Annotated in this window: 21 protein-coding genes and 1 pseudogene; 10 read left to right on the top strand and 12 right to left on the bottom strand. The window is 73.8% G+C overall.

Annotated features, from left to right (window positions below; translation table 11 throughout):
- Positions 1-109: maltotransferase domain-containing protein (locus tag V5O46_RS28210; protein WP_332887540.1), on the bottom strand; the 109-nt coding region annotated here is incomplete at its 3' end.
- A gap of 53 nt (positions 110-162) precedes the next feature.
- Positions 163-483 carry a DUF5133 domain-containing protein gene (locus tag V5O46_RS28205; RefSeq protein ID WP_332887533.1) on the bottom strand — a complete coding sequence of 107 codons (321 nt, stop codon included), beginning with the start codon at positions 481-483 and terminating at the stop codon, positions 163-165.
- A gap of 284 nt (positions 484-767) precedes the next feature.
- Between V5O46_RS28205 and V5O46_RS28200 the strand changes: the two genes are divergently transcribed.
- Positions 768-1274, top strand: coding sequence for a pep a2 (locus V5O46_RS28200; protein WP_332887532.1), 507 nt, complete (start codon positions 768-770; stop codon positions 1272-1274).
- 26 nt (positions 1275-1300) lie between these two features.
- The gene (gene glgX / locus V5O46_RS28195) at positions 1301-3427 is read left to right on the top strand and encodes a glycogen debranching protein GlgX (protein ID WP_332887539.1); all 2127 of its coding nucleotides are present in this window, start codon (positions 1301-1303) and stop codon (positions 3425-3427) included.
- Between the two features lie 2 nt (positions 3428-3429).
- On the opposite strand, the gene V5O46_RS28190 is transcribed toward glgX, so the two are convergent.
- The gene (locus V5O46_RS28190) at positions 3430-4239 is read right to left on the bottom strand and encodes a VOC family protein (protein WP_332887531.1); all 810 of its coding nucleotides are present in this window, start codon (positions 4237-4239) and stop codon (positions 3430-3432) included.
- 264 nt (positions 4240-4503) lie between these two features.
- Between V5O46_RS28190 and V5O46_RS28185 the strand changes: the two genes are divergently transcribed.
- Positions 4504-4827 carry an ANTAR domain-containing protein gene (locus V5O46_RS28185; RefSeq protein ID WP_332887530.1) on the top strand — a complete coding sequence of 108 codons (324 nt, stop codon included), beginning with the start codon at positions 4504-4506 and terminating at the stop codon, positions 4825-4827.
- Positions 4828-4869: 42 nt separating this feature from the next.
- Here V5O46_RS28185 and V5O46_RS28180 read toward each other — a convergent pair whose 3' ends face one another.
- Positions 4870-5661: an RNA polymerase sigma factor SigF gene (locus V5O46_RS28180; RefSeq protein ID WP_332887529.1), complete on the bottom strand. Its 792-nt coding sequence runs from the start codon at positions 5659-5661 to the stop codon at positions 4870-4872.
- 427 nt (positions 5662-6088) lie between these two features.
- On the opposite strand from V5O46_RS28180, the gene V5O46_RS28175 reads away from it, so the two are divergent.
- Positions 6089-6613 (top strand): hypothetical protein, encoded by a 525-nt coding sequence (locus V5O46_RS28175; protein WP_332887528.1) that lies wholly within the window; start codon positions 6089-6091, stop codon positions 6611-6613.
- Positions 6614-6847: 234 nt separating this feature from the next.
- On the opposite strand, the pseudogene V5O46_RS32030 reads toward V5O46_RS28175, so the two are convergent.
- The 3 genes and pseudogenes from V5O46_RS32030 to V5O46_RS28160 form a co-directional block, all read right to left on the bottom strand.
- Positions 6848-7366: pseudogene (locus V5O46_RS32030) on the bottom strand (hydroxymethylbilane synthase); the annotation flags it as partial.
- Between the two features lie 284 nt (positions 7367-7650).
- On the bottom strand, positions 7651-8427 hold the full coding sequence (locus V5O46_RS28165; RefSeq protein ID WP_332887527.1) for an NPP1 family protein: 777 nt from the start codon (positions 8425-8427) through the stop codon (positions 7651-7653).
- A gap of 195 nt (positions 8428-8622) precedes the next feature.
- Positions 8623-9603 carry an ATP-dependent DNA ligase gene (locus V5O46_RS28160; protein WP_332887526.1) on the bottom strand — a complete coding sequence of 327 codons (981 nt, stop codon included), beginning with the start codon at positions 9601-9603 and terminating at the stop codon, positions 8623-8625.
- A gap of 155 nt (positions 9604-9758) precedes the next feature.
- Between V5O46_RS28160 and V5O46_RS28155 the strand changes: the two genes are divergently transcribed.
- The 3 genes from V5O46_RS28155 (at position 9759) to V5O46_RS28145 (ending at position 13304) form a co-directional block, all read left to right on the top strand.
- The gene (locus V5O46_RS28155; RefSeq protein WP_332887525.1) at positions 9759-10265 is read left to right on the top strand and encodes a MarR family winged helix-turn-helix transcriptional regulator; all 507 of its coding nucleotides are present in this window, start codon (positions 9759-9761) and stop codon (positions 10263-10265) included.
- A gap of 144 nt (positions 10266-10409) precedes the next feature.
- Entirely contained in the window at positions 10410-10877 is a 468-nt protein-coding gene (locus V5O46_RS28150; RefSeq protein ID WP_332887524.1) for a peroxiredoxin, read from the top strand.
- Positions 10878-10958: 81 nt separating this feature from the next.
- Positions 10959-13304 carry a SpoIIE family protein phosphatase gene (locus V5O46_RS28145; RefSeq protein WP_332887523.1) on the top strand — a complete coding sequence of 782 codons (2346 nt, stop codon included), beginning with the start codon at positions 10959-10961 and terminating at the stop codon, positions 13302-13304.
- 43 nt (positions 13305-13347) lie between these two features.
- Here the strand turns inward: V5O46_RS28145 and V5O46_RS28140 are convergent, their stop codons facing one another.
- Positions 13348-13965 carry a DNA polymerase ligase N-terminal domain-containing protein gene (locus V5O46_RS28140; protein ID WP_332887522.1) on the bottom strand — a complete coding sequence of 206 codons (618 nt, stop codon included), beginning with the start codon at positions 13963-13965 and terminating at the stop codon, positions 13348-13350.
- Between the two features lie 63 nt (positions 13966-14028).
- The gene (locus V5O46_RS28135; RefSeq protein ID WP_332887521.1) at positions 14029-14859 is read right to left on the bottom strand and encodes an aldo/keto reductase; all 831 of its coding nucleotides are present in this window, start codon (positions 14857-14859) and stop codon (positions 14029-14031) included.
- A 181-nt stretch (positions 14860-15040) separates the two neighbouring features.
- On the opposite strand from V5O46_RS28135, the gene V5O46_RS28130 reads away from it, so the two are divergent.
- Complete coding sequence (locus V5O46_RS28130; protein ID WP_332887520.1) at positions 15041-16027, top strand: TauD/TfdA dioxygenase family protein; 987 nt, start codon at positions 15041-15043, stop codon at positions 16025-16027.
- Between the two features lie 10 nt (positions 16028-16037).
- On the opposite strand, the gene V5O46_RS28125 is transcribed toward V5O46_RS28130, so the two are convergent.
- Positions 16038-16658 (bottom strand): L-threonylcarbamoyladenylate synthase, encoded by a 621-nt coding sequence (locus V5O46_RS28125; RefSeq protein ID WP_332887519.1) that lies wholly within the window; start codon positions 16656-16658, stop codon positions 16038-16040.
- 165 nt (positions 16659-16823) lie between these two features.
- Between V5O46_RS28125 and V5O46_RS28120 the strand changes: the two genes are divergently transcribed.
- Together V5O46_RS28120 and V5O46_RS28115 are read left to right on the top strand one after the other, a co-directional pair.
- Positions 16824-18326 (top strand): helix-turn-helix domain-containing protein, encoded by a 1503-nt coding sequence (locus V5O46_RS28120; RefSeq protein WP_332887538.1) that lies wholly within the window; start codon positions 16824-16826, stop codon positions 18324-18326.
- A 244-nt stretch (positions 18327-18570) separates the two neighbouring features.
- Entirely contained in the window at positions 18571-18807 is a 237-nt protein-coding gene (locus tag V5O46_RS28115; protein WP_332887518.1) for a hypothetical protein, read from the top strand.
- A gap of 78 nt (positions 18808-18885) precedes the next feature.
- Here the strand turns inward: V5O46_RS28115 and V5O46_RS28110 are convergent, their stop codons facing one another.
- Both V5O46_RS28110 and V5O46_RS28105 read right to left on the bottom strand, forming a co-directional pair.
- The gene (locus V5O46_RS28110; RefSeq protein ID WP_332887517.1) at positions 18886-19215 is read right to left on the bottom strand and encodes a putative quinol monooxygenase; all 330 of its coding nucleotides are present in this window, start codon (positions 19213-19215) and stop codon (positions 18886-18888) included.
- Positions 19216-19304: 89 nt separating this feature from the next.
- On the bottom strand, positions 19305-20033 hold the full coding sequence (locus V5O46_RS28105; RefSeq protein ID WP_332887516.1) for an IclR family transcriptional regulator: 729 nt from the start codon (positions 20031-20033) through the stop codon (positions 19305-19307).
- Positions 20034-20131: the final 98 nt, after the last annotated feature.

Below are 20131 nucleotides of genomic sequence, written 5' to 3'. Positions count from 1 at the left end.
TGACCTGGAAGGTCTCTCCCGTCACCGCCTTCGCCGGCCGCCTGCCGCCGTCCACCGCCGGGTGGACGTCCCGCACCGGGATGCGCCCGATCTCCCCGGTCCTGCTCATCGGTTCCCACCTCCGCCGTGCTCGAGGCCGGGCTCCGGGGCCCGGCCAGGGGGTCAAGCTGCGCCGGAGGGGCTCTTCCTCGCGGCTCGGGAAAGCCGGTGCGTGGCCGGCGGGCTCCGTCTGCCGGTCCGGGCGGCCCGGGACCGCTCGCCGGGTTCCTGCACCTGGGCGACCGGACCGGTGCGCAGATACCGCTCCGCGGCATCCGCGGCCTCCCGCGCGCAGCGCTTTCCCATCAGCACGCACAGGGTGTAGCCCGAGTCCTCGAACGTGGCCCGCACCGCCCGGTCGGCGGGCGAGGCCAGCATCAGGCGTTCCCAGGAGCGGTAGTGCCGCAGCTGCCGGGCGACTTCGGCTTTCGCGGGTAGCAGCATGGCGACGTCCCCTTCCGGGACCCGATGCGGGCGATCGAGTTCTTCACACATGGTGCATGCGCGGATACACAGCGTCCTGTTGGATCTTCAACTACTTTCCTCGGTCGTGTCCGACCCCCGGCAGTCCGGGTGCAGCGGCCCGGATGGGGCTCGTGTTGCACGAATGGACTACCGCTCCCACCCTGGAGTGACTCAGAAGCGATGGCCGCCCACGCTCCGTGTTCGGGGACCGGTCCGCCAGGGCCGCGGCGGAGCACGGGCTTCGCGGTGAGGAGCCGACGACGATGAAGACCGCAGTGCCCTGCTACTACCACCTCGACGTGGAAGTCAGCCCGGAGAGGGTGGGTCAGGTCAGGCGCATCCTGGCCGCCCACCTGAAGTTCTGGGACCTGCAGAACCTCGTGGAACCCGTCTGCGGCGGCGCCGAGATGCTGCTGCGGGCGATCGACGAGCACGCCAGCGACAAGAACACCTCCATCGAGATGTGGTGGAGCGGCCAGCACCTCATCACCGCCGTGGGCGGCAAGGACCATGTGCTGGGCCCCCACCACGACCTGAGCGGCTGTCTGCGGCACCTGGCCGCGACCAGCGACGGCTGGGGCTGCTGCGCCACCGACACCGGCGCCCGGGTCATCTGGTTCTCCCAGCGCGCCCGCGCCGGCGAGCGCATCCCGCTGGTGCCGACGGCACCCGAACCCATCACGCAGGAGGGTCTGGAGGTGCCGCGGGAGACGATGCCGGTCGCCAGACTGGCCCGCGCCGCCGACAGCGTGCTGGAGGAGGCCCGGTGACCGAGGCCCGGCCGAGCCGGCGGGGGATGCCCGTGTGGAGCGGGCACCCCTATCCGCTCGGTGCCTCATTCGACGGCCAGGGCACCAACTTCGCCCTGTTCAGCGAGGTCGCCGAACGCGTCGACCTGGTCCTCGTCGACGACGACGGCACCCACGGCAGCGTGCCGCTGACCGAGGTCGACGGCTTCGTCTGGCACTGCCACCTGCCCGGCGTCGGCCCCGGGCAGCGCTACGGCTACCGGGTGCACGGGCCCTGGGCCCCCGCCGTCGGCCACCGGTGCAACCCCGCGAAGCTGCTGCTCGACCCGTACACCCGCGCCGTGGACGGCCGGGTGGACAACCACCGCTCCCTGTTCGAACGGACGCCGGGCCGCGCCGACCCGGGCGACAGCGCCGGGCACACCATGCTCGGCGTGGTCACCGACCCGTTCTTCGACTGGGGCGACGACCGTCCGCCCCGCCGGCCGTACGCGGACACCGTCATCTACGAGGCCCATGTGCGCGGACTGACCCGCACCCACCCCGACGTGCCCCCCGAACTGCGCGGCACCTACGCGGGGCTGGCCCACCCGGCGGTGGTGGAGCACCTGACCTCGCTCGGGGTGACCGCCGTGGAGCTGATGCCGGTGCACCAGTTCGTGCACGACGGCGTGCTGCAGGACCGGGGCCTGTCCAACTACTGGGGCTACAACACCATCGGCTACTTCGCGCCGCACAACGGCTACGCCGCCCACGGCACCCTCGGCCAGCAGGTCACCGAGTTCAAGGCGATGGTCAGGACGCTGCACGAGGCCGGCCTCGAGGTCATCCTGGACGTCGTCTACAACCACACCGCCGAGGGCAACGAGAAGGGGCCCACCCTCTCCTTCCGCGGCATCGACAACGCCTCGTACTACCGCCTGGTGGACGGCGACTGGCAGCACTACTACGACACCACCGGAACGGGCAACAGCCTGCTGATGCGGCATCCGTACGTACTCCAGCTGATCATGGACTCGCTGCGCTACTGGGTGACCGAGATGCATGTCGACGGGTTCCGCTTCGACCTCGCCGCCACGCTGGCCCGGCAGTTCCACGAGGTCGACCGGCTCTCGGCGTTCTTCGACCTGATCCAGCAGGACCCGGTGATCAGCCGCGTCAAGCTGATCGCCGAGCCGTGGGACGTCGGCGAGGGCGGCTACCAGGTCGGCAACTTCCCGCCCCTGTGGTCGGAGTGGAACGGCAGATACCGCGACGCCGTACGGGACTTCTGGCGCGGTGAGGAGCACACCCTCGGCGAGTTCGCCTCCCGGCTGACCGGTTCCTCCGACCTCTACCAGCACAGCCGGCGCCGCCCCCGCGCCAGCGTCAACTTCGTCACCGCGCACGACGGGTTCACCCTGCGCGACCTGGTGTCGTACAACGACAAGCACAACGAGGCCAACGGCGAGGACAACCGGGACGGCGAGAGCCACAACCGGTCCTGGAACTGCGGCGCCGAGGGCAGCACGAAGGACCGGGCCGTCCTGCGGCTGCGCGCCCGGCAGCACCGCAACTTCCTGGCCACGCTGATGCTGTCGCAGGGCATCCCGATGCTCCTGCACGGCGACGAACTGGGCCGCACCCAGCGCGGCAACAACAACGCCTACTGCCAGGACAACGAGATCTCCTGGATCGACTGGCGGACCGACGGGGAACAGCGCGCCCTGCTGGACTTCACCCGGCGGCTGATCGCCCTGCGCGCCGCCCACCCGGTGCTGCGCCGGCGCCGCTACTTCCGTGGCGAGACCGCGACCAACGCCGACCAGCCGCTGCCCGACCTGGTGTGGCTGCGGCCGGACGCACGGGAGATGACCGACGAGGACTGGCAGCGCTCCGACGCGCGCGCCGTCGGTGTCTTTCTCAACGGCGACGCCATCGCCGAGCCCGACCCGTGCGGCCGTCCGGTCGTGGACGACTCCTTCCTGCTGCTGCTCAACAGCCACTGGGAACCCGCCCGCTTCCGGCTGCCGGACGTCGCCTACGGCGAGCGCTGGACCACCCTGATCGACACCGCCGAACCGGACGACGCACCCGACGAGACGGAGCACAAGGCGGGCACGCCCCGCACCGTCGAGCCGCGCAGCCTGGTCCTGCTGTCCCGGCCGTGCCGCAGCGGCCGGCCCGCCCGGTGAGGTCAGGGGGTCCGGCGTGAGGTCACCGTGAACTGCGCGCCGTCCCGGTCGCGGAGCACCGCCTCGTCGGCGTTCTCGGAGAGCACGCTGCCGCCGTTCAGCTCCGCAGCCCGGGCGCAGGCCTCGACGTCGTCGGTGTAGAAGTGCACCTGCCAGTGCGGCCGGATGGTCGGGTCGGGCGCCGACTCCAGCGCGCCCGACTCGATCCGCGCCACCACGTCGCCCCGGCTGCGCAGCACCACCTCGTTGCCCTCGTAGTGGACCTCGCAGCAGCCCGGCAGATCCGAGGCCCAGTCGAGCACCTCCCCGTAGAAGATCGCGGAGTCGAACGCGTCGCGGGTGTGCAGCCGGATGAAGGCCGGCTGGGCCCGCCGCCAGGTCTCCCAGTCGGTGAACAGCTCGCCCTCCCAGACGCCGAAGGTGGCGCCGTCCCGGTCGGCCAGCAGTGCCGCGCGCCCGGGCGGCAGGGAGATCGGCCCGACCGCCGCCGTGCCGCCGCGCTCGGACACCCGGGCCGCCGCCTGGTCCGCGCTGATCACGGCGAAGTACGGCGTCCATGCCACCGCCATCTGCCACATCGCGGCGACCGCGGCGATCCCGGCGACCGGCGCGCCGTCGGCCAGTGCGATGCGGAACCGGTCGCCGAGCCGGGCCGGCCGCCAGCGCCAGCCCAGCACGGCCGAGTAGAACTCCTCGGTGGCCGTCAGGTCGCGGCTGGTCAGGCTCACCCAGCAGGGGGCGCCGAACACGGACCGAGTGGAGAGGACGTTCTTCGTCCTGGAGCCGGCGGGTGAGGTCATGTCGTCGTTCATCACTGTCGCGTCCTGGTCTCGTCCACCGGCAGCCACCGGTTCCCCACCAGTGTCCGGCCGGAAGGGCCGCGGGCGCCTGCCGAGTACCCCGACGGCACCAGCGAAACGGCGGCGGAACGGCCCGGACGGCCCAGTGCCGGGCCCCGTGCACGGCCCGGCCGGCGTACCCGGTGGCAGGCGGCGCGGGAAGTGACGACGATGGATGCGACGGGGCGACACCCGCGCGGCACAGGCAGCGGCGCCACGCCGCACCCGGAGGTGACCATGCCCAGGGACGGGGGCTCGGACGAGCTCGTGGAGCTGCAGGAGCAGGTGCGGCAGCTGAAGGAGGCGGTGGTCTCGCACGCCGTCGTGGACCAGGCCATCGGCATGATCGTCGCCCTCGGCCGGGTCGCACCGGACCAGGCGTGGGCGGTGTTGAAGGACGTGTCCCAGCACACCAACGTCAAGCTGCGCAGTGTCGCGGAGCTGATCGTCGTCTGGGGCCGCACCGGACTGATGCCGGCGGAGATCCGGACCGAACTGGAGGACGCCCTGGACCGCCACGGCCCCACCCAGATCCCCGGTGTCCCGCCGGACCGCTCCTGAACCAGGCGGGTGCGGACCCGGCGGACCCGGCGGGTGCGGCGGTCAGCGGGACTCGGTGAGGATCTCCTCGCGCAGCTGGGCGAAGCAACCGCTGAGCAGCCGGGAGACGTGCATCTGGGAGATGCCCAGCTGCCGGGCGATGGTGCTCTGCGTCATGCCTCGGAAGAACCGCAGGTAGAGGATCATGCGCTCGCGCTCGGGCAGCGCCTCCAGACAGGGCCGTACGGCCACGCGGTCCACGACGGTGTCGAACGCCGGGTCCGGCCCGCCCAGCGCGTCTCCGAGCGCGTAGCCGTCGGTGCCAGGCATCTCCGCCTCCAGCGACAGGGCGGAGAAGCACTCCAGTGCCTCCATGCCGGTGCGCACCTCGAGCGGGGTCAGATGGGCGTGCTCGGCGATCTCCTCGACCGTGGGGGCACGGCCCGGCGTGGTCTGGGCCAGCTCCTTCGTGGCCCGCCGCACCCGGTTGCGCAGGTCCTGGATCCGGCGCGGCACGTGCAGCGTCCACATGTGGTCGCGGAAGTGCCGCTTGATCTCACCGGTCACCGTCGGCACCGCGTAGGCCTCGAAGGCGTGCCCGCGGGCCGGGTCGTAGTGGTCGACGGCCTTGACCAGGCCGAGGGCGGCCACCTGGTACAGGTCCTCCAGGTTCTCACCGCGCCCCCGGAAGCGGACCGCTATGCGCTCGGCCATGGGCAGCCACAGCCGGATCAGTTCGTCCCGCAGCGCAGTGCGCTCCGGGCCCTCGGGCAGCCGCGCCAGCCGTTCGAAGGCCTCGGCCGTGTCCGGGGCGTCGTCGTGCGGGTGCTGCCTGGTTCTGCCGGCGATACGCATGAGGCGCACCTCCCTCAGCAGGGGTGCTGGACGGCCAGACGCCATAGGAGGCGGGGGACGCGGAGCACGCGGAGGGCACCGGGGCCCGGGTTCGCCGGCTCCCACGGACGTGCCTCCGGTCCGAAGCACGTTCCTGCCCTTCCGGGCAGGACGATGTCACAGCAGTCCTCAATATACCTGGACGAACCCCGCAAAGAACCCTCAGAGGAATGATCCCGGCGCTGTGGAACCGGGCGGTCACGGTGCGGAACGTGATGTGCGGCACGCCCCGGAAAGGGGTGCCGCAGGACCCCGGCGGATTCCCGCTGCGCATCGCTTGATCACCGGTCGACGGGGGTGAACGCCCTGGCCATCGCCCATTCTGCTCATTTGACAGTGCACTGAGCACACAGATAGGAAGCAGCTCTCAGAGGTCGAGAGGTGCAGAGTGTACGAGCCGAACGTGGTCGGGGACTGGCAGGAGTACGACGAACACGCCGGTCTGCGGGTCCGCGTCCACCGGGTCGAGCCCGCCGAGCCGCCCCGCGGACGGGACGACGCCGCCGAACAGCTCACGTACTTCAGCCTCCGGGTGACCGTGGAGAACCGCGGGGACCGGCGCGTCTGTGTCCATCTGGAGGACGGCCAGATCGACGTACGGATCGGTCCGGACGGCGAGGGGGCCTTCCTCGACTGGCGCAACTCCCAGTTCATCGAGGGGTTCGAGATCTATCCGCTGCGCCGTGCCACCGCCGTGCTCTACGCGGCCGGTCCCCAGGCCCAGCTGGACCAGGTGGACGTGCAGGTGCAGCTGCGGGTCGACGACGAGTGGACCGAGCGGCGGCTGTGGGCGGGCGGTACCGGGCTGGACGAGCCGGCGGCGGGCGGCGCCCAGGGCGGATGCCGGGAGAACGGCCTGGCGCACCAGGTGAGCGTCTTCCTGCGGGACCAGGCGGGCGAGGGCACCGTCTGAGCGCAGCCTCGCGCGCAGTGCGGGACGGCTGCGCGGTGCGAACTGCGGCTCGGTGCGGGACGGAGTCGATGATCTCGCGGGCGCCCTGCCGCGGCAGCGCGACGGCCACCGAGGTGCCCGGCGTCTCCGGGTGGAGCCGGCCGGCCCACTGGCGGGCGTTCGGCCGGGTCTTGCCGTCGGGGTGAACACACAGCCGCGCAGCGAGAGTTCGCCGCTCGGGTCCACCCGTCGGTAGCCGGCGATCGGGCTGGTGCAGTGGCCCTGCAGCACATGCAGGAACATCCGCTCGGCGGCGGCCTCCCGGTGGGTGTCCGGATGGCCGAGGGCGCTGACCGTGTCGATGGTCCGGGTGTCGTCGTCGATGGTCCGGGTGTCGTCCGCGCGGCACTGCAGGGCCAGGACGCCCGCGCCGGCCGGCGGCGTCATCACCTCGGGGGAGAGGATCCCGCTGATCACGTCGGTGCGGCCGAGGCGTGCCGGCCCGCAGGCCGTGAGCAGCAGGACGTCCGCCTCGCCGGCCGCCGGCCCGCGTCGCCGCGGAACGGCAGGCGCTCGAGGTGCGGGTGGGTGGCGGCCAGTCGGGCGATGCGGCGTACCGGGAGGTGCCGACCCGGGTGCCCGGCGGCAGCTCGTCCAGGGCGCGGCCGGCCGGGCGACGAGCGCGTCGCAGATGTCGTCCCGCTCCAGGAACGCCGCGAACACGGTGCCGGCGGGCAGCGGCCGGTCGGCGGGCACGTCCTTGAGACAGTGCACCGCGAGATCGGCCCGGCCGGCTGGGAGCGCGGCGTCCACCTCCTTGGTGAACTGCGCCCTTGCCCTCCACCCGGGACAGCTTGCCCAGCCACCGGTCCCCGGCCGTCCGCACCGGCACCACCTCGGTACGCAGGGCGGGGTGAAGGGCGGTCAGCCCGGCGCGGCCCCGCTCCGCCTGCGCGAGGGCATCGGCGAGTCGTGGGAGACGATGCGGATCGTTTCCGGGGCGGCGGACATGCGCACACCCTGGTGCCGCGCAGGCCCGCCGAAGTGCCGTTCCCGGGTCAGGCGTAGGGGTCGAACGGGATGCCGGCGGGCTTCGCGGACGCCAGGTGGGAGGTGAAGCTGCCGTCCTTCAGGCCGAAGTGGGCGCTGCCGAAGTCGTGCCCGCTCAGCTTCTCGCGCAGCCCGCCCGGGTAGCCGTTCCAGCCGACCAGCGTCGGGTACTGCCAGTGGCCCTCGTGGTTCTCCGGCGGCTCGTCGCCCGCGCCCGCCAGGCGGAAGCAGTGGGTGCCGATGCCGTCCTTGTGGTAGACGACCTTCGGGTGGGTGCCCTCGAACCGGACCGACGACCGCGGGTGCACCGCGAACGAGCCGTGCTCGGAGGTCGACACGTACCGGACGGTGCCGTCCTGCACCCACACCACGACGTGCTCCCAGTCGTGCCGGTGGCCGCCGAGGCCGATGCCGGGCAGCGCCTGGTCCTTCTCGAAGTACAGGCCGTACAGGTACGCGCACCAGCCGTTGCTGCACTTGGTGCGGGAGTAGCTGTTGGTGTTGGCCAGATCGGAGGCGTCCCGGCAGTTGCCGTTGAGGGCGCCGGTCGGCTTCAGGCCGCCGTTGACGGCGCCGTCCGGGCCGATGGCCGGTGTGGGGTAGCAGCCGTCGGTGTCGTAGTCGAAAGCTGGCTGGTACGCCCGCTCCCGGGCGTCGGCGTTGCCGGGCAGGGCCGGGGGAGGGGCGGCGAAGGCCGGGGTGGCGAAGGCGACGACGAGCGCGAGGGCGGCCGGCGGCACGGCGAGCCATCTGCGGCGGCGGGTTCGGGACGGGCGTGACGGCACTGCGTCCTCCTGGGGGTCCGGAAGCAGCCCAACGGCTGTGAGAGGCAGGGGAGTTCAGCTTCCCCGCCGATCCCCTCCGGGCCAAGGGGGCACGGGCGTCCCGGTGGTGAAGGACGACCCGATACTTGACGTCACGTCACGTCACGTCACGTCATGCCACGCCACGCCACGGCGCGGCGGACGGCCGCGCGCCGGTCACACCAGGTCGTCCGGGATGTCCGCGGCCGACTCCTCGGGGGCCAGATCCGGGCGCAGCCGCAGCCAGGAGGGCTGGCGCAGCATCCCCTCCCGGGTGCGGGTGCTGAAGCGGACCTCGCCGACCAGCCGGGGCACCACCCAGTGCGCCCCGGGCGCGGTGGGCACCGGATCGAACGGGCAGACGTCGCTGGCGGCGCCCCGCAGCAGCGCGGCCAGCTCGGTGCGCTCGGCGGCGCTCCAGCCGGTGCCCACCCCGCCGACATATCTCAGGCGTCCCGCAGCGCGCTGCCCCATGAGCACCGCCCCCGGCAGCCCGGCCAGGCGTCCCCTGCCGGGCAGCCAGCCGCCGACCACGACATCCTCCGTGCGCATATTGCGGATCTTGATCCAGGAGCGGGAGCGCACCCCCGGCTCGTACACCGAGTCCAGCCGCTTGCACACCAGGCCCTCCAGGCCGTGCTCGCGGGTGGCCCGCAGCGCCTGCGGACCGTGGCCGACCAGCGCCGCCGGCGTCGACCAGTGCGGTCCGTCGAGGCCGAGCCCCTCCAGCCGGCCGCGACGCCGGGTGTAGGAGAGCGGCACCAGGGACTGCCCGGCCAGGTGCAGGGCGTCGAACAGCACCAGGTGGACCGGGACCCTCGCGGCCCGGTGCGCGGCCCGGGCCGGGGCGTGGGCCAGGCCCATCCGGGACTGCAGCAGCTGGAAGTCGGCGCGGCCACGCTCGTCGAGGGCCAGGATCTCCCCGTCCAGCACCGCCGCGGTGGAGCCGAGCGCGGTGGCCAGCGGGCCGAGTTCCGGATAGGCGGCCGTGATGTCCTGCCCGGACCGGGCGCGCAGCCGCAGGCTGCCGTCACCGGGCAGGTAGACCACCACGCGCTGGCCGTCCTGCTTGGTCTCGTACGCCCAGCGCGCGTCCTGCGCGGCGGGCGGCAGCCGGCCGGGTGTGGCCAGCATGGGCGGGATCAGCGGCAGCTCCACGGGTCAGTTGTCGACGCGTCCGGCTGCCCTCACGCACCCCGCACGCAAGGTTCGCCTGAACGGCGCGCCGGTCCGGGCCCTGAGCGGAACCGCCGCTTGCGGGGCCGACGGGGGCCGCCTGCCGGAGTCGCGCAAAGGGACAGTAAAGTGACGGCATGTCCACCTCATCGCGTCGGGAGGGTGCCGCTCCCGCCGCTTCCCCGGAAGTGACGGAGATCGAGCGCGCGCTCGCCCGCATCACCTATCTGCGCGCCCGGCACCGGCAGCACGACCGCCTGATGGCCCTGGCGGAGGTGTCGCTGGACCGGGCCGCCGTGGCGCTGCTGCGGCAGGTGGCCGACTGCGACGCGGTGCGCCCGGGGGAGCTGGCGGCCCGGCTGGGTGTGGAGGCCTCCCATGTCACCCGCATGGTCCAGCACCTGCAGCGGTCGGGGTACGTGACCCGGGTTCCGGACCCCGACGACCGCCGTGCCCGGCGCATCGGGCTCACCGAGGCGGGCCGGTCGGCCGTCGAGCGGGTCCGGGCCGCGAGCGCGCGGAGCATGCAGGCCGCCCTGGCGGACTGGTCGCCCGAGGAGCTGCAACAGCTGGCGACCCTGTTCCACCGCATGGTGGACGACTTCTCCGCCCAGGCGGCCGAGCGGGAGACGGCCCGCGCCTGACCCTGGCCCCACGTGGCTACCGTCCAGTAACATCGCTGGCCCCGCCCCCGGAGGAGGAACCGTGACCCGCTCCGCCCGCCCGTCCCTGCCGCCTGCCGGTCCGCCGTCCGGCGTGGGTCCCGCCCCTGCCGCCGAGGACCGCCGGTGAGCGGGGGCCCGGCCGTCGGCGACACCGTGGACGACTTCGCGCTGCCCGACGAGACCGGTACCGTGCGCCGACTGTCCGGACTGCTCGCCGACGGACCCGTCGTGCTGTTCTTCTACCCCGCCGCCCTCACGCCCGGATGCACCGCCGAGGCCTGCCACTTCCGCGACCTGGCCGCCGAGTTCGCCGCGGTCGGCGCCCGGCCCGTCGGCATCAGCGGCGACCCCGTCGAACGGCAGAGCGAGTTCGCCGGGCGGCACCGTCTCGGCATGCCCCTGCTGTCCGACGCGGACGGCACGGTCCGGGAGCGGTTCGGGGTGAGACGGGGAATCGCCCTGGCGCCCACCAAGCGGGTCACCTTCGTCGTGGACCCGGACCGCACCGTCCTGGAGATCGTCCGCAGTGAGCTGCGGATGGCCGCCCACGCCGACCGCGCCATCGCCGCGCTGCACGCCCGCCGGCGGTGAGACCGCTGCCGCGGGCCGTGGGACGGTCGCCCCGTTCCGCAGCATTTGATACCGGAACGTAAACGGATAATCCTGGACGACATGGAGCACGCCTCCGCTGCGGCGATCCTGGATGCCCACGGCACGGTGACGGGGTGGAGCGAGGGCGCCCGGAGGCTGACCGGATTCCCGGCCGAGGAAGCGGTGGGCCGGCCGGGCCGCGAGCTGCTCGCCGAGGACCTGTCGTCCGCCGTCCGGTCCGCGCTGACCGGTACCGCGGTGCTCCGGCACCGGGACGGCTCCGCCGTCCCCGTGCACCTGACGGCCTGCCCGCTGCTCACCGCAGACGGCGCACCGGACGGCTATGCGGTGACCGCCCGGGCACCCGGCGGACCGGAGCCCACCATGGCGGGCCAGGCCTTCGCCCAGGCCTCGATGTCGATGTCGGTCTTCGACACCGAGCAGCGCTACACACGCGTCAACGACGTGGGCTGCGAGGTGATGGGCGTACCCGAGGAGGCACTGCTCGGGCGGCACTTCCCCGACACCGTCGACGACGCCGCACCCCACGGCGGCTTCCTGGACCACCTGCGCCAGGTCGCCGAGACCGGCCGGCCCGTCCACTACGAGAGCTTCACCCGCGCCCCCTCCGGGAGCCGCTACCACGCCTGGAGCATCGAGATGTGGCCGGTGCGCGCCCCCTCCGGTGCAGTCCTCGGCACTGCCCTCGCCGCGTTCGACAACACCGAGCAGCACTGGGCCCGGCAGCGGCTGGCCGTGCTCAACGAGGCGGCCGCCGCCATCGGCACCACCCTGGACGTGGTGCACACCGCCGAGGAACTGGTCGAACTGCTGGTGCCGCGGTTCGCCGACTTCGCCGGTGTCGACCTGCTCGACTGGGTGCTGGGCGCGGACGAACCGCTGATCGTCCCCTCCGAGGACGTCGAACTGCGCCGGGTGGCCCACGGCACCGCCACCGAGGGCACCCCGCGCCCCGCCGTCCACCTCGGCGAGAGCGACATCTATCCGCCGTACTCCGCTCCGGCCCGCGCGCTGCGGGAGGGACACGCGGTGCTCCTCGGCCCCGGCGACCCCGACTTCGACCGGTGGATGCGCGAGCGCGACGCACTGACCCCGCACAACCGCGCCTACCGCGCCCGCGTCCGCTCCACCCTGGCGGTGCCGCTGCGGGCCCGCGGCACCACCCTGGGCGTGGTCGTCGCCGTCCGCGCAGCGCCGCAGGAACCGTATGTCGCCGAGGACGTGGTACTGCTGGAGGAACTGGCCAGCCGGGCCGCCGTCTGCGTCGACAACGCCCGCCGCTTCGCCCGCGAGCGCACCACCGCACTCACCCTGCAGCAGAGCCTGCTGCCCCGTGGCCTGCCCGGCCAGGCCGCCGTCGAGGTCGCCCACCGGTACCTGCCCTCCGGATCGGCGGCCGGCATCGGCGGCGACTGGTTCGACGTCATCCCGCTCTCCGGCAGCCGCGTCGCCCTCGTGGTCGGCGACGTCGTCGGCCACGGCATCCCGTCCTCGGCGACGATGGGCAGGCTGTGCACGGCCGTACGCACCCTCGCCGATGTGGACCTGCCGCCCGAGGAACTGCTCACCCATCTCGACGACCTGGTCACCCATCTCGCCGCCGACGAGCTCGGCGACGAGGTCGCCGAGCTCGGCGCCACCTGCCTCTACGCCGTCTACGACCCCGTCACGCGCGGCCTCACCGTGGCCGCCGCGGGTCACCCGCCGCCCGTCCTCGTCCTGCCCGACGGCACCGCCCGGCTGGTCACCATGGCCACGGGACCGCCGCTCGGCGTCGGCGGACTGCCGTTCGAGGCCACGGAGCTCACCCTGCCCGAGGGCTGTGTCGTCGCCCTGTACACCGACGGGCTCGTCGAGGACCGCGTCCGCGACCACGACCTCGACCACGCCATCGACGAACTCTGCCGTGCGCTCACCGCCCCGGCGGGCTCCCTCGAGGCCCTGTGCGACTCGGTGGTCAAGGCCGTGATGCCCGAGGACCCCAGCGACGACGTGGCCCTGCTGCTGGCCCGCACCCACGCCCTGGGCGACGGACAGGTCGCCACCTGGGACGTCCCGCACGACCCCGCACAGGTCGCCGCCACCCGGCAGTCCGCCGCCGAACAGCTCCAGGCCTGGGGCCTGGACGAGTCCGCGTTCGTCACCGAACTCGTCGTCAGCGAACTGGTCACCAACGCCATCCGCTACGGCGAACCGCCCGTCCAGCTCCGCCTCATCCGCGACCACAGCCTGATCTGCGAGGTCTCCGACGGCAGCTCCACCTCACCGCATCTGCGCCGGGCGAACGCCTATGACGAGGGCGGCCGCGGACTGATGCTGGTCGCCCAGCTCACTCGGCGCTGGGGCAGCCGGCAGACCTCCGAGGGCAAGATCATCTGGGCCGAGCAGCCGCTGCCCCCGGGATGATCCGGACCGCCACGCCCCGAGGGACCCGGGCCCAGCGGCCCCGCTATTCCCGGCTGCCGGCCGCCGCCACCTGGGCGAGCGTGCGCCCGGTCCGGGCCGAGCGCGCCCGGCGCGGATCCGGGGTGCCGTGCCCGCTCCCGGCAGTACCCGCCCTGACCAGCAGCCACGCCTCCTCGCCCGCCCCGTCGTCCGTGCCGCGGAACCGGGTCAGGGCGTACTCCCCGTGCAGCTTCGCGCCGTGCAGCCGGAAGGTGGCGTGCCCGCGGTCCAGCGACTCGGCGAAGCCGACCGGCCGCCTCCTGCGGTCGTGGCTGAGCGGCTCGTAGGTGCCGCGGTCCCACACGATCACCGTGCCGCCGCCGTACTCGCCGGCCGGGATCACGCCCTCGAACTGCTCGTACTCCAGCGGATGGTCCTCGGTGGGCAGCGCCAGCCGCTTGTCCCGCGGATCGCCGGACGGCCCCTTCGGCACCGACCAGGACCGCAGCACGTCGTCCACCTGCAGCCGGAAGTCGAAGTGCAGGGTGCTCGCGTCATGGATCTGCACCACGAACCGGGGCGCCCCGTCCCGCCCGGCCGGATCCCCGCGCCCCTCGGGCTCCGCGGTCCGGCCGAAGTCCCGCTTGCCGCGGTACTCCCGCAGCCCGCTCCGCTCACTCACCGTGGGCTCCTCTCCGCGGCGAGCCCCGCCGCCGCCCGTGCCGTCGCGGTCCGGGTACCCCGCTCAGAACTCCTCGTGCACTCGCGGATCCCCGCCGAGCCGTCGCGGTGTGCGGTCGGCGAGGGCCCGCATCTGGGCGTCGTCCAGCACGAAGCCGAACACCTCGAGATTGGCGCGCTGCCGCCCCGGGTCCGCGGACTTCGGGATGGGCACCGCGCCCAGCTGGGTGTGCCAGCGCAGCACGGCCTGCGCGGGCGTCACACCGTGTGCCGCGGCGACGGCGGCGACGTCCGCGTCGTCGAGCAGGTCGCTGCCGCGGCCCAGCGGACTCCAGCTCTCGGTGCGGATGCCTTTGCGCTCGTGGAAGGCGCGCAGCTCGTCCTGCGGCAGCAGGGGGTGCAGCTCGATCTGGTTGACCGACGGCAGGACTCCGGTCTCCTTCTCCAGCCGTTCGATGTGCTCGGCGGTGAAGTTCGACACTCCGATCGACCGGACCAGGCCGTCCTCGCGCAGCCGGATCATCGCCTTCCAGGAGTCGACGTACCTGTCGAGGCGGGGCAGCGGCCAGTGGATCAGGTACAGGTCGACGTAGTCCAGGCCGAGCCGGGCGCGGGACCCCTCGAAGGAGGCGAGCGTCTCCTCGTAGCCGTGGTGCCGGCCGGGCAGCTTGGTGGTGACGACGAGCTCCTCGCGGGGCACGCCGCCGCCGGCCACGCCCCGGCCCACACCGGTCTCGTTGCGGTAGTTGGCGGCGGTGTCGATCAGGCGGTAGCCGGTCTCCAGGGCCGTGCGGACCGCCTGCTCGGCGGCGGTGTCGTCCAGCGGCCAGGTGCCCAGCCCCAGGGCGGGCAGCGTCGTTCCGTCGTTGAGTCCATGCGTCGGGATGCTGATCACGGGCGGACCTTCCCTCGACCGAGTGCGACTGTGTGCCGTCCCTCCAGCGTCACGGACGGGCGCACAGTGATCAACCCGAGCGGCGGGGCGGGCCGGGGGCGGTGAAGGCCCTGTCGCCAGAGGCGTCGAACACTGACACGATCTCCGGTGGAGCCGACCACGGACGACCGACGGAGTACGCATGACGACGGACAGGCCCACGGCGGGGCGGGGGCCACGGAAGGCGGAGCGCGCAGCAGGAGCCGAGGTCAGGCCCGTGGCCGGACACATCGGGGCCGAGATCACCGGCGTCGACCTGGCCGCCGGGCTCGACGAGGCGCAGGTCGCCGCGGTCCGCGCGGCCGTCCTGCGCTGGAAGGTGGTGTTCTTCCGGGACCAGCGCCTGGACCACACCACCCAGGTCGCCCTCGCCCGGCGGTTCGGCGAACCGGTCGTCCTCCGGCGGCGCGGCTCGGCGTCCCCGCCCGGTGTCCCCGAGATCGAGACCACCGCCGACCGGCTGGAGCTCGGCGGACGGTTCGGGATGGAGCACGACGAGTGGCTGCGGCGCCGCCGCCACACCCTGCTGCGCGGCTGGCACTGCGACCACGGCGCCCGCGTCGACCCGCCGGCCGCGACGATCCTGCGCGCCGACACCGTCCCGCCGTACGGCGGCGACACCACCTGGGCCAACCTCGCGGCCGCGTACGCCGGACTCTCCCGCCCGGTACGGGACTTCGTCGACGGACTGCGCGCCGAACACCGGCTGGGCGTCGGCTACCAGCCCCGGCCGGGCGAGGACGCCTACCTCCGGCATCTGCTGGAGCATCAGATCGCCACCGTGCACCCGCTGGTGCGGGTCCATCCGGAGACGGGGGAGCGGCTGCTGTTCGTCAACGGCTACTACCTCGAGCAGATCGAAGGCCTGTCCCGCCCGGAGAGCCGTGCGGTCCTCGACATGCTGCTGGAGCAGGCGACCCGGCCCGAGTACACGGTGCGCTTCCGCTGGGAGCCGGGCAGCGTGGCCTTCTGGGACAACCGGGCCACCGTCCACCTCGCCCCGGGCGACACCGCGCACCTCGACCACCCGCGGATCATGCACCGGGTGATGCTCGCCGGGGACGTGCCGGTCGGCATCGACGGCAGCCCCTCGGAACCGGTCACGGGCAGCGCGCCGGGACTCTGGTGAGGCGCCCCGGCTACTCGAAGCGCGAGGTGTCGCCCGCCCCGTGGCGCACGATCTCGGCCTCCCCTCCGGAGAAGTCGACGACGGTCGTCGGCTCGGTGCCGCAGTCCCCCGAGTCGACGACCGCGTCCAGCACATGGTCGAGCCGGTCCTTGATCTCCCAGCCCTGCGTCATCGGTTCCTCCTCGCCGGGCAGCAGCAGCGTGCTGGACAGCAGCGGCTCACCGAGCTCGGCGAGCAGGGCCTGGGCGACCACATGGTCGGGGATACGCACACCGACGGTCTTCTTCCTCGGGTGCTGCAGCATCCGCGGCACCTCGCGGGTGGCGGGCAGGATGAAGGTGTACCGGCCGGGTGTCGAGGCCTTGATCGCCCGGAACACGTCGTTGTCGATCCGCACGAACTGGCCGAGCTGCGCGAAGTCCTGGCAGACCAGCGTGAAGTGGTGCCGGTCGTCCAGCTGACGGATCGTCCGGATGCGGTCGACACCGCCGCGGCTGCCCAGTCGGCAGCCCAGGGCGTAGCAGGAGTCCGTCGGGTACGCGATCAGCGCGTCCGCGCGGACGCCCGCCGCGACCTGGGCGATGCTGCGCGGCTGCGGGTTGTCGGGGTGCACGTCGTAATACTTCGCCATTGGCCGAGCCTATGCCCGGCCGGGCGGCGGCGGGGTGCAGGGCGGCGGCGGGGCGCCGGCCGGGGAGGACGCCGTCGCGGGCGCGCCGCGCCCGGGCGGGTGAGGTAACGTCCCGGGCCGGGGCCGGCGGTGAGGCCGGTGAGCGAGCGCGAGGAGCGGGCCGACGTGGCGGGCCGAGCGGACGGGACACGACGGGGAACGGCGACGGAGACCGGACAGGACGCGGCGTGGGCGGCCGAACTGCTCGGCCGGCTGCGGCCGGCCGACGGAGACATGCACCGGGTGGTCGGCTGGCTCGGCGACGCGGTCGACGCCACCGTGACCCTGCAGGACGGCACCGGGCGGCTGCTGGCCGGTGACCGCACCCCGCTGGACGAGGAACTCGTCCGGGCCGTCACGGACGGCCGCATCGCCTCCGCAGCCTGCCAGGAAGCCGGGCTCCACGTGCGCCTGGTCCGGGTGGACCGGGCCCGGCCGGCCGCACCCGCGGTACTGGCGGTGGCCCGCACCAGCCCCTTCGACCGGGCGGCCGGGGACATCGTCACACACACCGCCCAGGTCCTGGCCCTCCTGCTGGCCGTGCACGGATCGACCGCCGCCGAGCGACGGCTGCGGCGGGCCGCCGCCGACCTGCGGCTGGCCATCCTGCAGCTGCTGATGGTCGAGGACACCGTCTCCGCGCGCCGCGTCGCCGCCGGACTGTGGCCGGGACTGCTCGACACCGACACCGCCGGGGTGTACGTGGTCGAGACCCGCCCCGAGGACCGCGACCGGCTCGCCGAGGAGTGCCTGGCCGCGACGGACGAACGGGCCCTGGTCGTACGGTGCCCCGCCATGGACGGACACGTGATCGTCCTGGCGCCGGCCGAGTCCACCGGCGAGACCCTGCGGGCCCTGGTCGCCCGGCGGCCCGGCACGTTCCTCGGCGGCAGCGCCCGGCACGGCCTCGCCCGGACCGCCACCGCCTACGGGCAGGCCGTGAGCGCCCTGGCCGTCGCCCGGTTCCGCCCCGACCGGGCGTCCCGGTACGCCGAGCGCACCGGCCCCGAGCGGCTGATGGACCCGGCGGCGCTGCACGGCTGGACCGCCCGGCTGCTGGGCCCGCTGGACACGCTGCCGCACCACACCGCCGCCGAACTCCTTGCCACCACGCGGCTGGGCCTGGAGTTCACCGCCGTCAGCGCGGCCCGGATCCTCGGCGTCAGCCGCAACACGGTCCGCGCCCGGATGGACCGGGTCCAGGACCTGCTGCGCACCGACTTCGCCGACCTCGGCGCCCGCGCCGCCGTCCACCTCGCCCTGAGCGCCCAGGCGGGCCTGGACCGGAGACCGGCCGGTGCGGCGCCCGGCCGTCCGTCCGGCGTCCCCCTGGCCGACCTGCTGGCCGGGCCACCGCTGCGCACCTGGGCCCACGACCTGCTCGGACGGCTGGAGGACGACGCCCGTGACCTGCGCGGCACACTCCGCGCCTGGCTGGCGGCCGGGGGCAACGCCCAGCGGGCCGCGCAGACCCTCGGAGTCCACGCCCAGACGGTGCGCGAGCATGTGCGCAGCGCGGAACCCGTCCTCGAACGCCGGCTCCTCGACACCGGCGGCGACCTGTACGAGGTGGTCCTGGCCCATCTGGCGCTGGGAGAGCTGGACCAGCCGGTCCTGCACGGGACGTAACCGGGCCATCCGGACGCACCTGTGCACCGGTGAGTCCGGACGGCCCGGCAGCGGGCACCGGCACGATTCACAGCCGCCGGGCCGTCCGCATACCTTCGTCGGGCCGCGGGGGCACGACCGGAACGGGGGACCGGTCGCGCCCCCGACGGGCGACGGACGCGGGGGCTGTGTGTGCCCCCTCGCCCCGCGGGTACCCGACCGCTCCGAAGAGACCGAGCACCGCGAGGCGAAGGAGGCGGCCCGGATGACCAGCGCCACGGAGACCGGCGGCGTGACCGGCACGCGAGACATGAGCTACGACCTGATCTGGTACGTCGAGTCGTGCCTGGACAATGCGCTGCGCCTGGAGACCTACATCCAGGACGCCGAACGCGAGAGCGACAACGAGGTCGTCGAACTGTTCCGCAAGGCTCAGGCGGACAGCCGCAAGGGAGCCGAACTGGGCAAGGGGCTGCTGCGCTCCCGGCTGGACGGCGGCTGACGACCACGTGCCACAGGCCCGGACACCGTGACGTACCGGTGTCCGGGCCTGTACGTCGGAGGGCGGCGCCCCCGGCCCTCACCGCTGCGGAGACAGCTCCGCCATCGGCCCCCACCCCTGCTGGTCCGGGACGTTGACGTTGATGATCTCCGGCGTCGCCGCGATCGCACCGGCCATCGTGACCAGCCCCGCCCGGAAATGCTCGGACTGCACATGGGCCGCGCCCGCGGCGTCGTCGGCGAAGGCCTCCAGCAGGGTGAACCGGTTGGGGTCGTCGACGTCGCGGGACCAGTCGAAGAAGAGGTTGCCCGGTTCGGCCCGGGTCGCCTCGGTGAACGGGCGCACCAGGGACAGCCAGTCCTCGGCGCGCTCGGGACGGACGGTGAAGCGTACGGCGATGAAGATCATGGCTCCACGATGCGCTGCGCGCCCGGCCGCGGCCAGTCGCGCCCACCGTGATTCCGGCCCTGCCGGAAAACCCGGCCGCGGACCGGCGGCTACCGCGCGGCGGCGAGCGAGGCCGCGGCCAGGGTGAGGAGCGTGCCGGTCTCGTCCCGGCGGCGCCGGAACGCCTCCAGGGGCAGGGACACCGACAGCGCCCGGCCGGGGAGATGCGGCAGCGGCACGGCCAGGCAGGTGTACGCCGGGTCGGCCTCGCCGACGGAGACCGCGAGACCCCGGTCCCGGACCACGGACAGCTCGGCCTCGAACCGCTCCTCGTCGGTGATCGTGCGCTCGGTGAACCGGGCCATGCCGTGGTCGGCGAGATACCGCCGTCGCGCACCCCGTTCCAGCCCCGCCAGCAGCGCCTTGCCGTGGGCGGTGGCGTGTGCCCGGGTCTCCGGGCCCGGTGGGAAGGGATGGGCGGTGTCGGCGAGCGGAGCGGTGGTGTCGACGACGGTGATCCGGCCGTCCCGGTACGCCGTGAAGTACGCCTCGCCGCCGGTGGCCCGCCGCAGCTGCGGCAGCAGTGCGGCCACCTCGGCCCCGGCGTCCAGATGCCGCCGTACCGCCCGGTGCAGTGCGGGCACCCGCGGACCCGGGCCGTAGCCACGGGGCCCCCGCACCACGTATCCGCGGGCGGTCAGCGGCCCCAGCAGGTGGTACACGGTGGACAGCGAGCACCCCACCCGCCGGGCGAGCGCCTTGGCACTGAGCGGCCCCGGCGCGTCCGCCACCGCGTCCAGCACGGCCAGCGCACGGTCCACGGACTGGGGGCCGGACATGGGGCATCCTTTCGGGCGGCTGTCGGACCTGGCGCCGGTTCGGGCGCGCAGCCGAGGGTACCGCCCGCCCGGGCGGCCCCCGACCGGCCTCCGCCACC

The organism is Streptomyces poriticola (genome assembly GCF_036689765.1).
GTDB classification, from domain to species: Bacteria; Actinomycetota; Actinomycetes; order Streptomycetales; family Streptomycetaceae; genus Streptomyces; species Streptomyces poriticola.
This window is presented reverse-complemented; position numbering and strand designations above follow the sequence as displayed.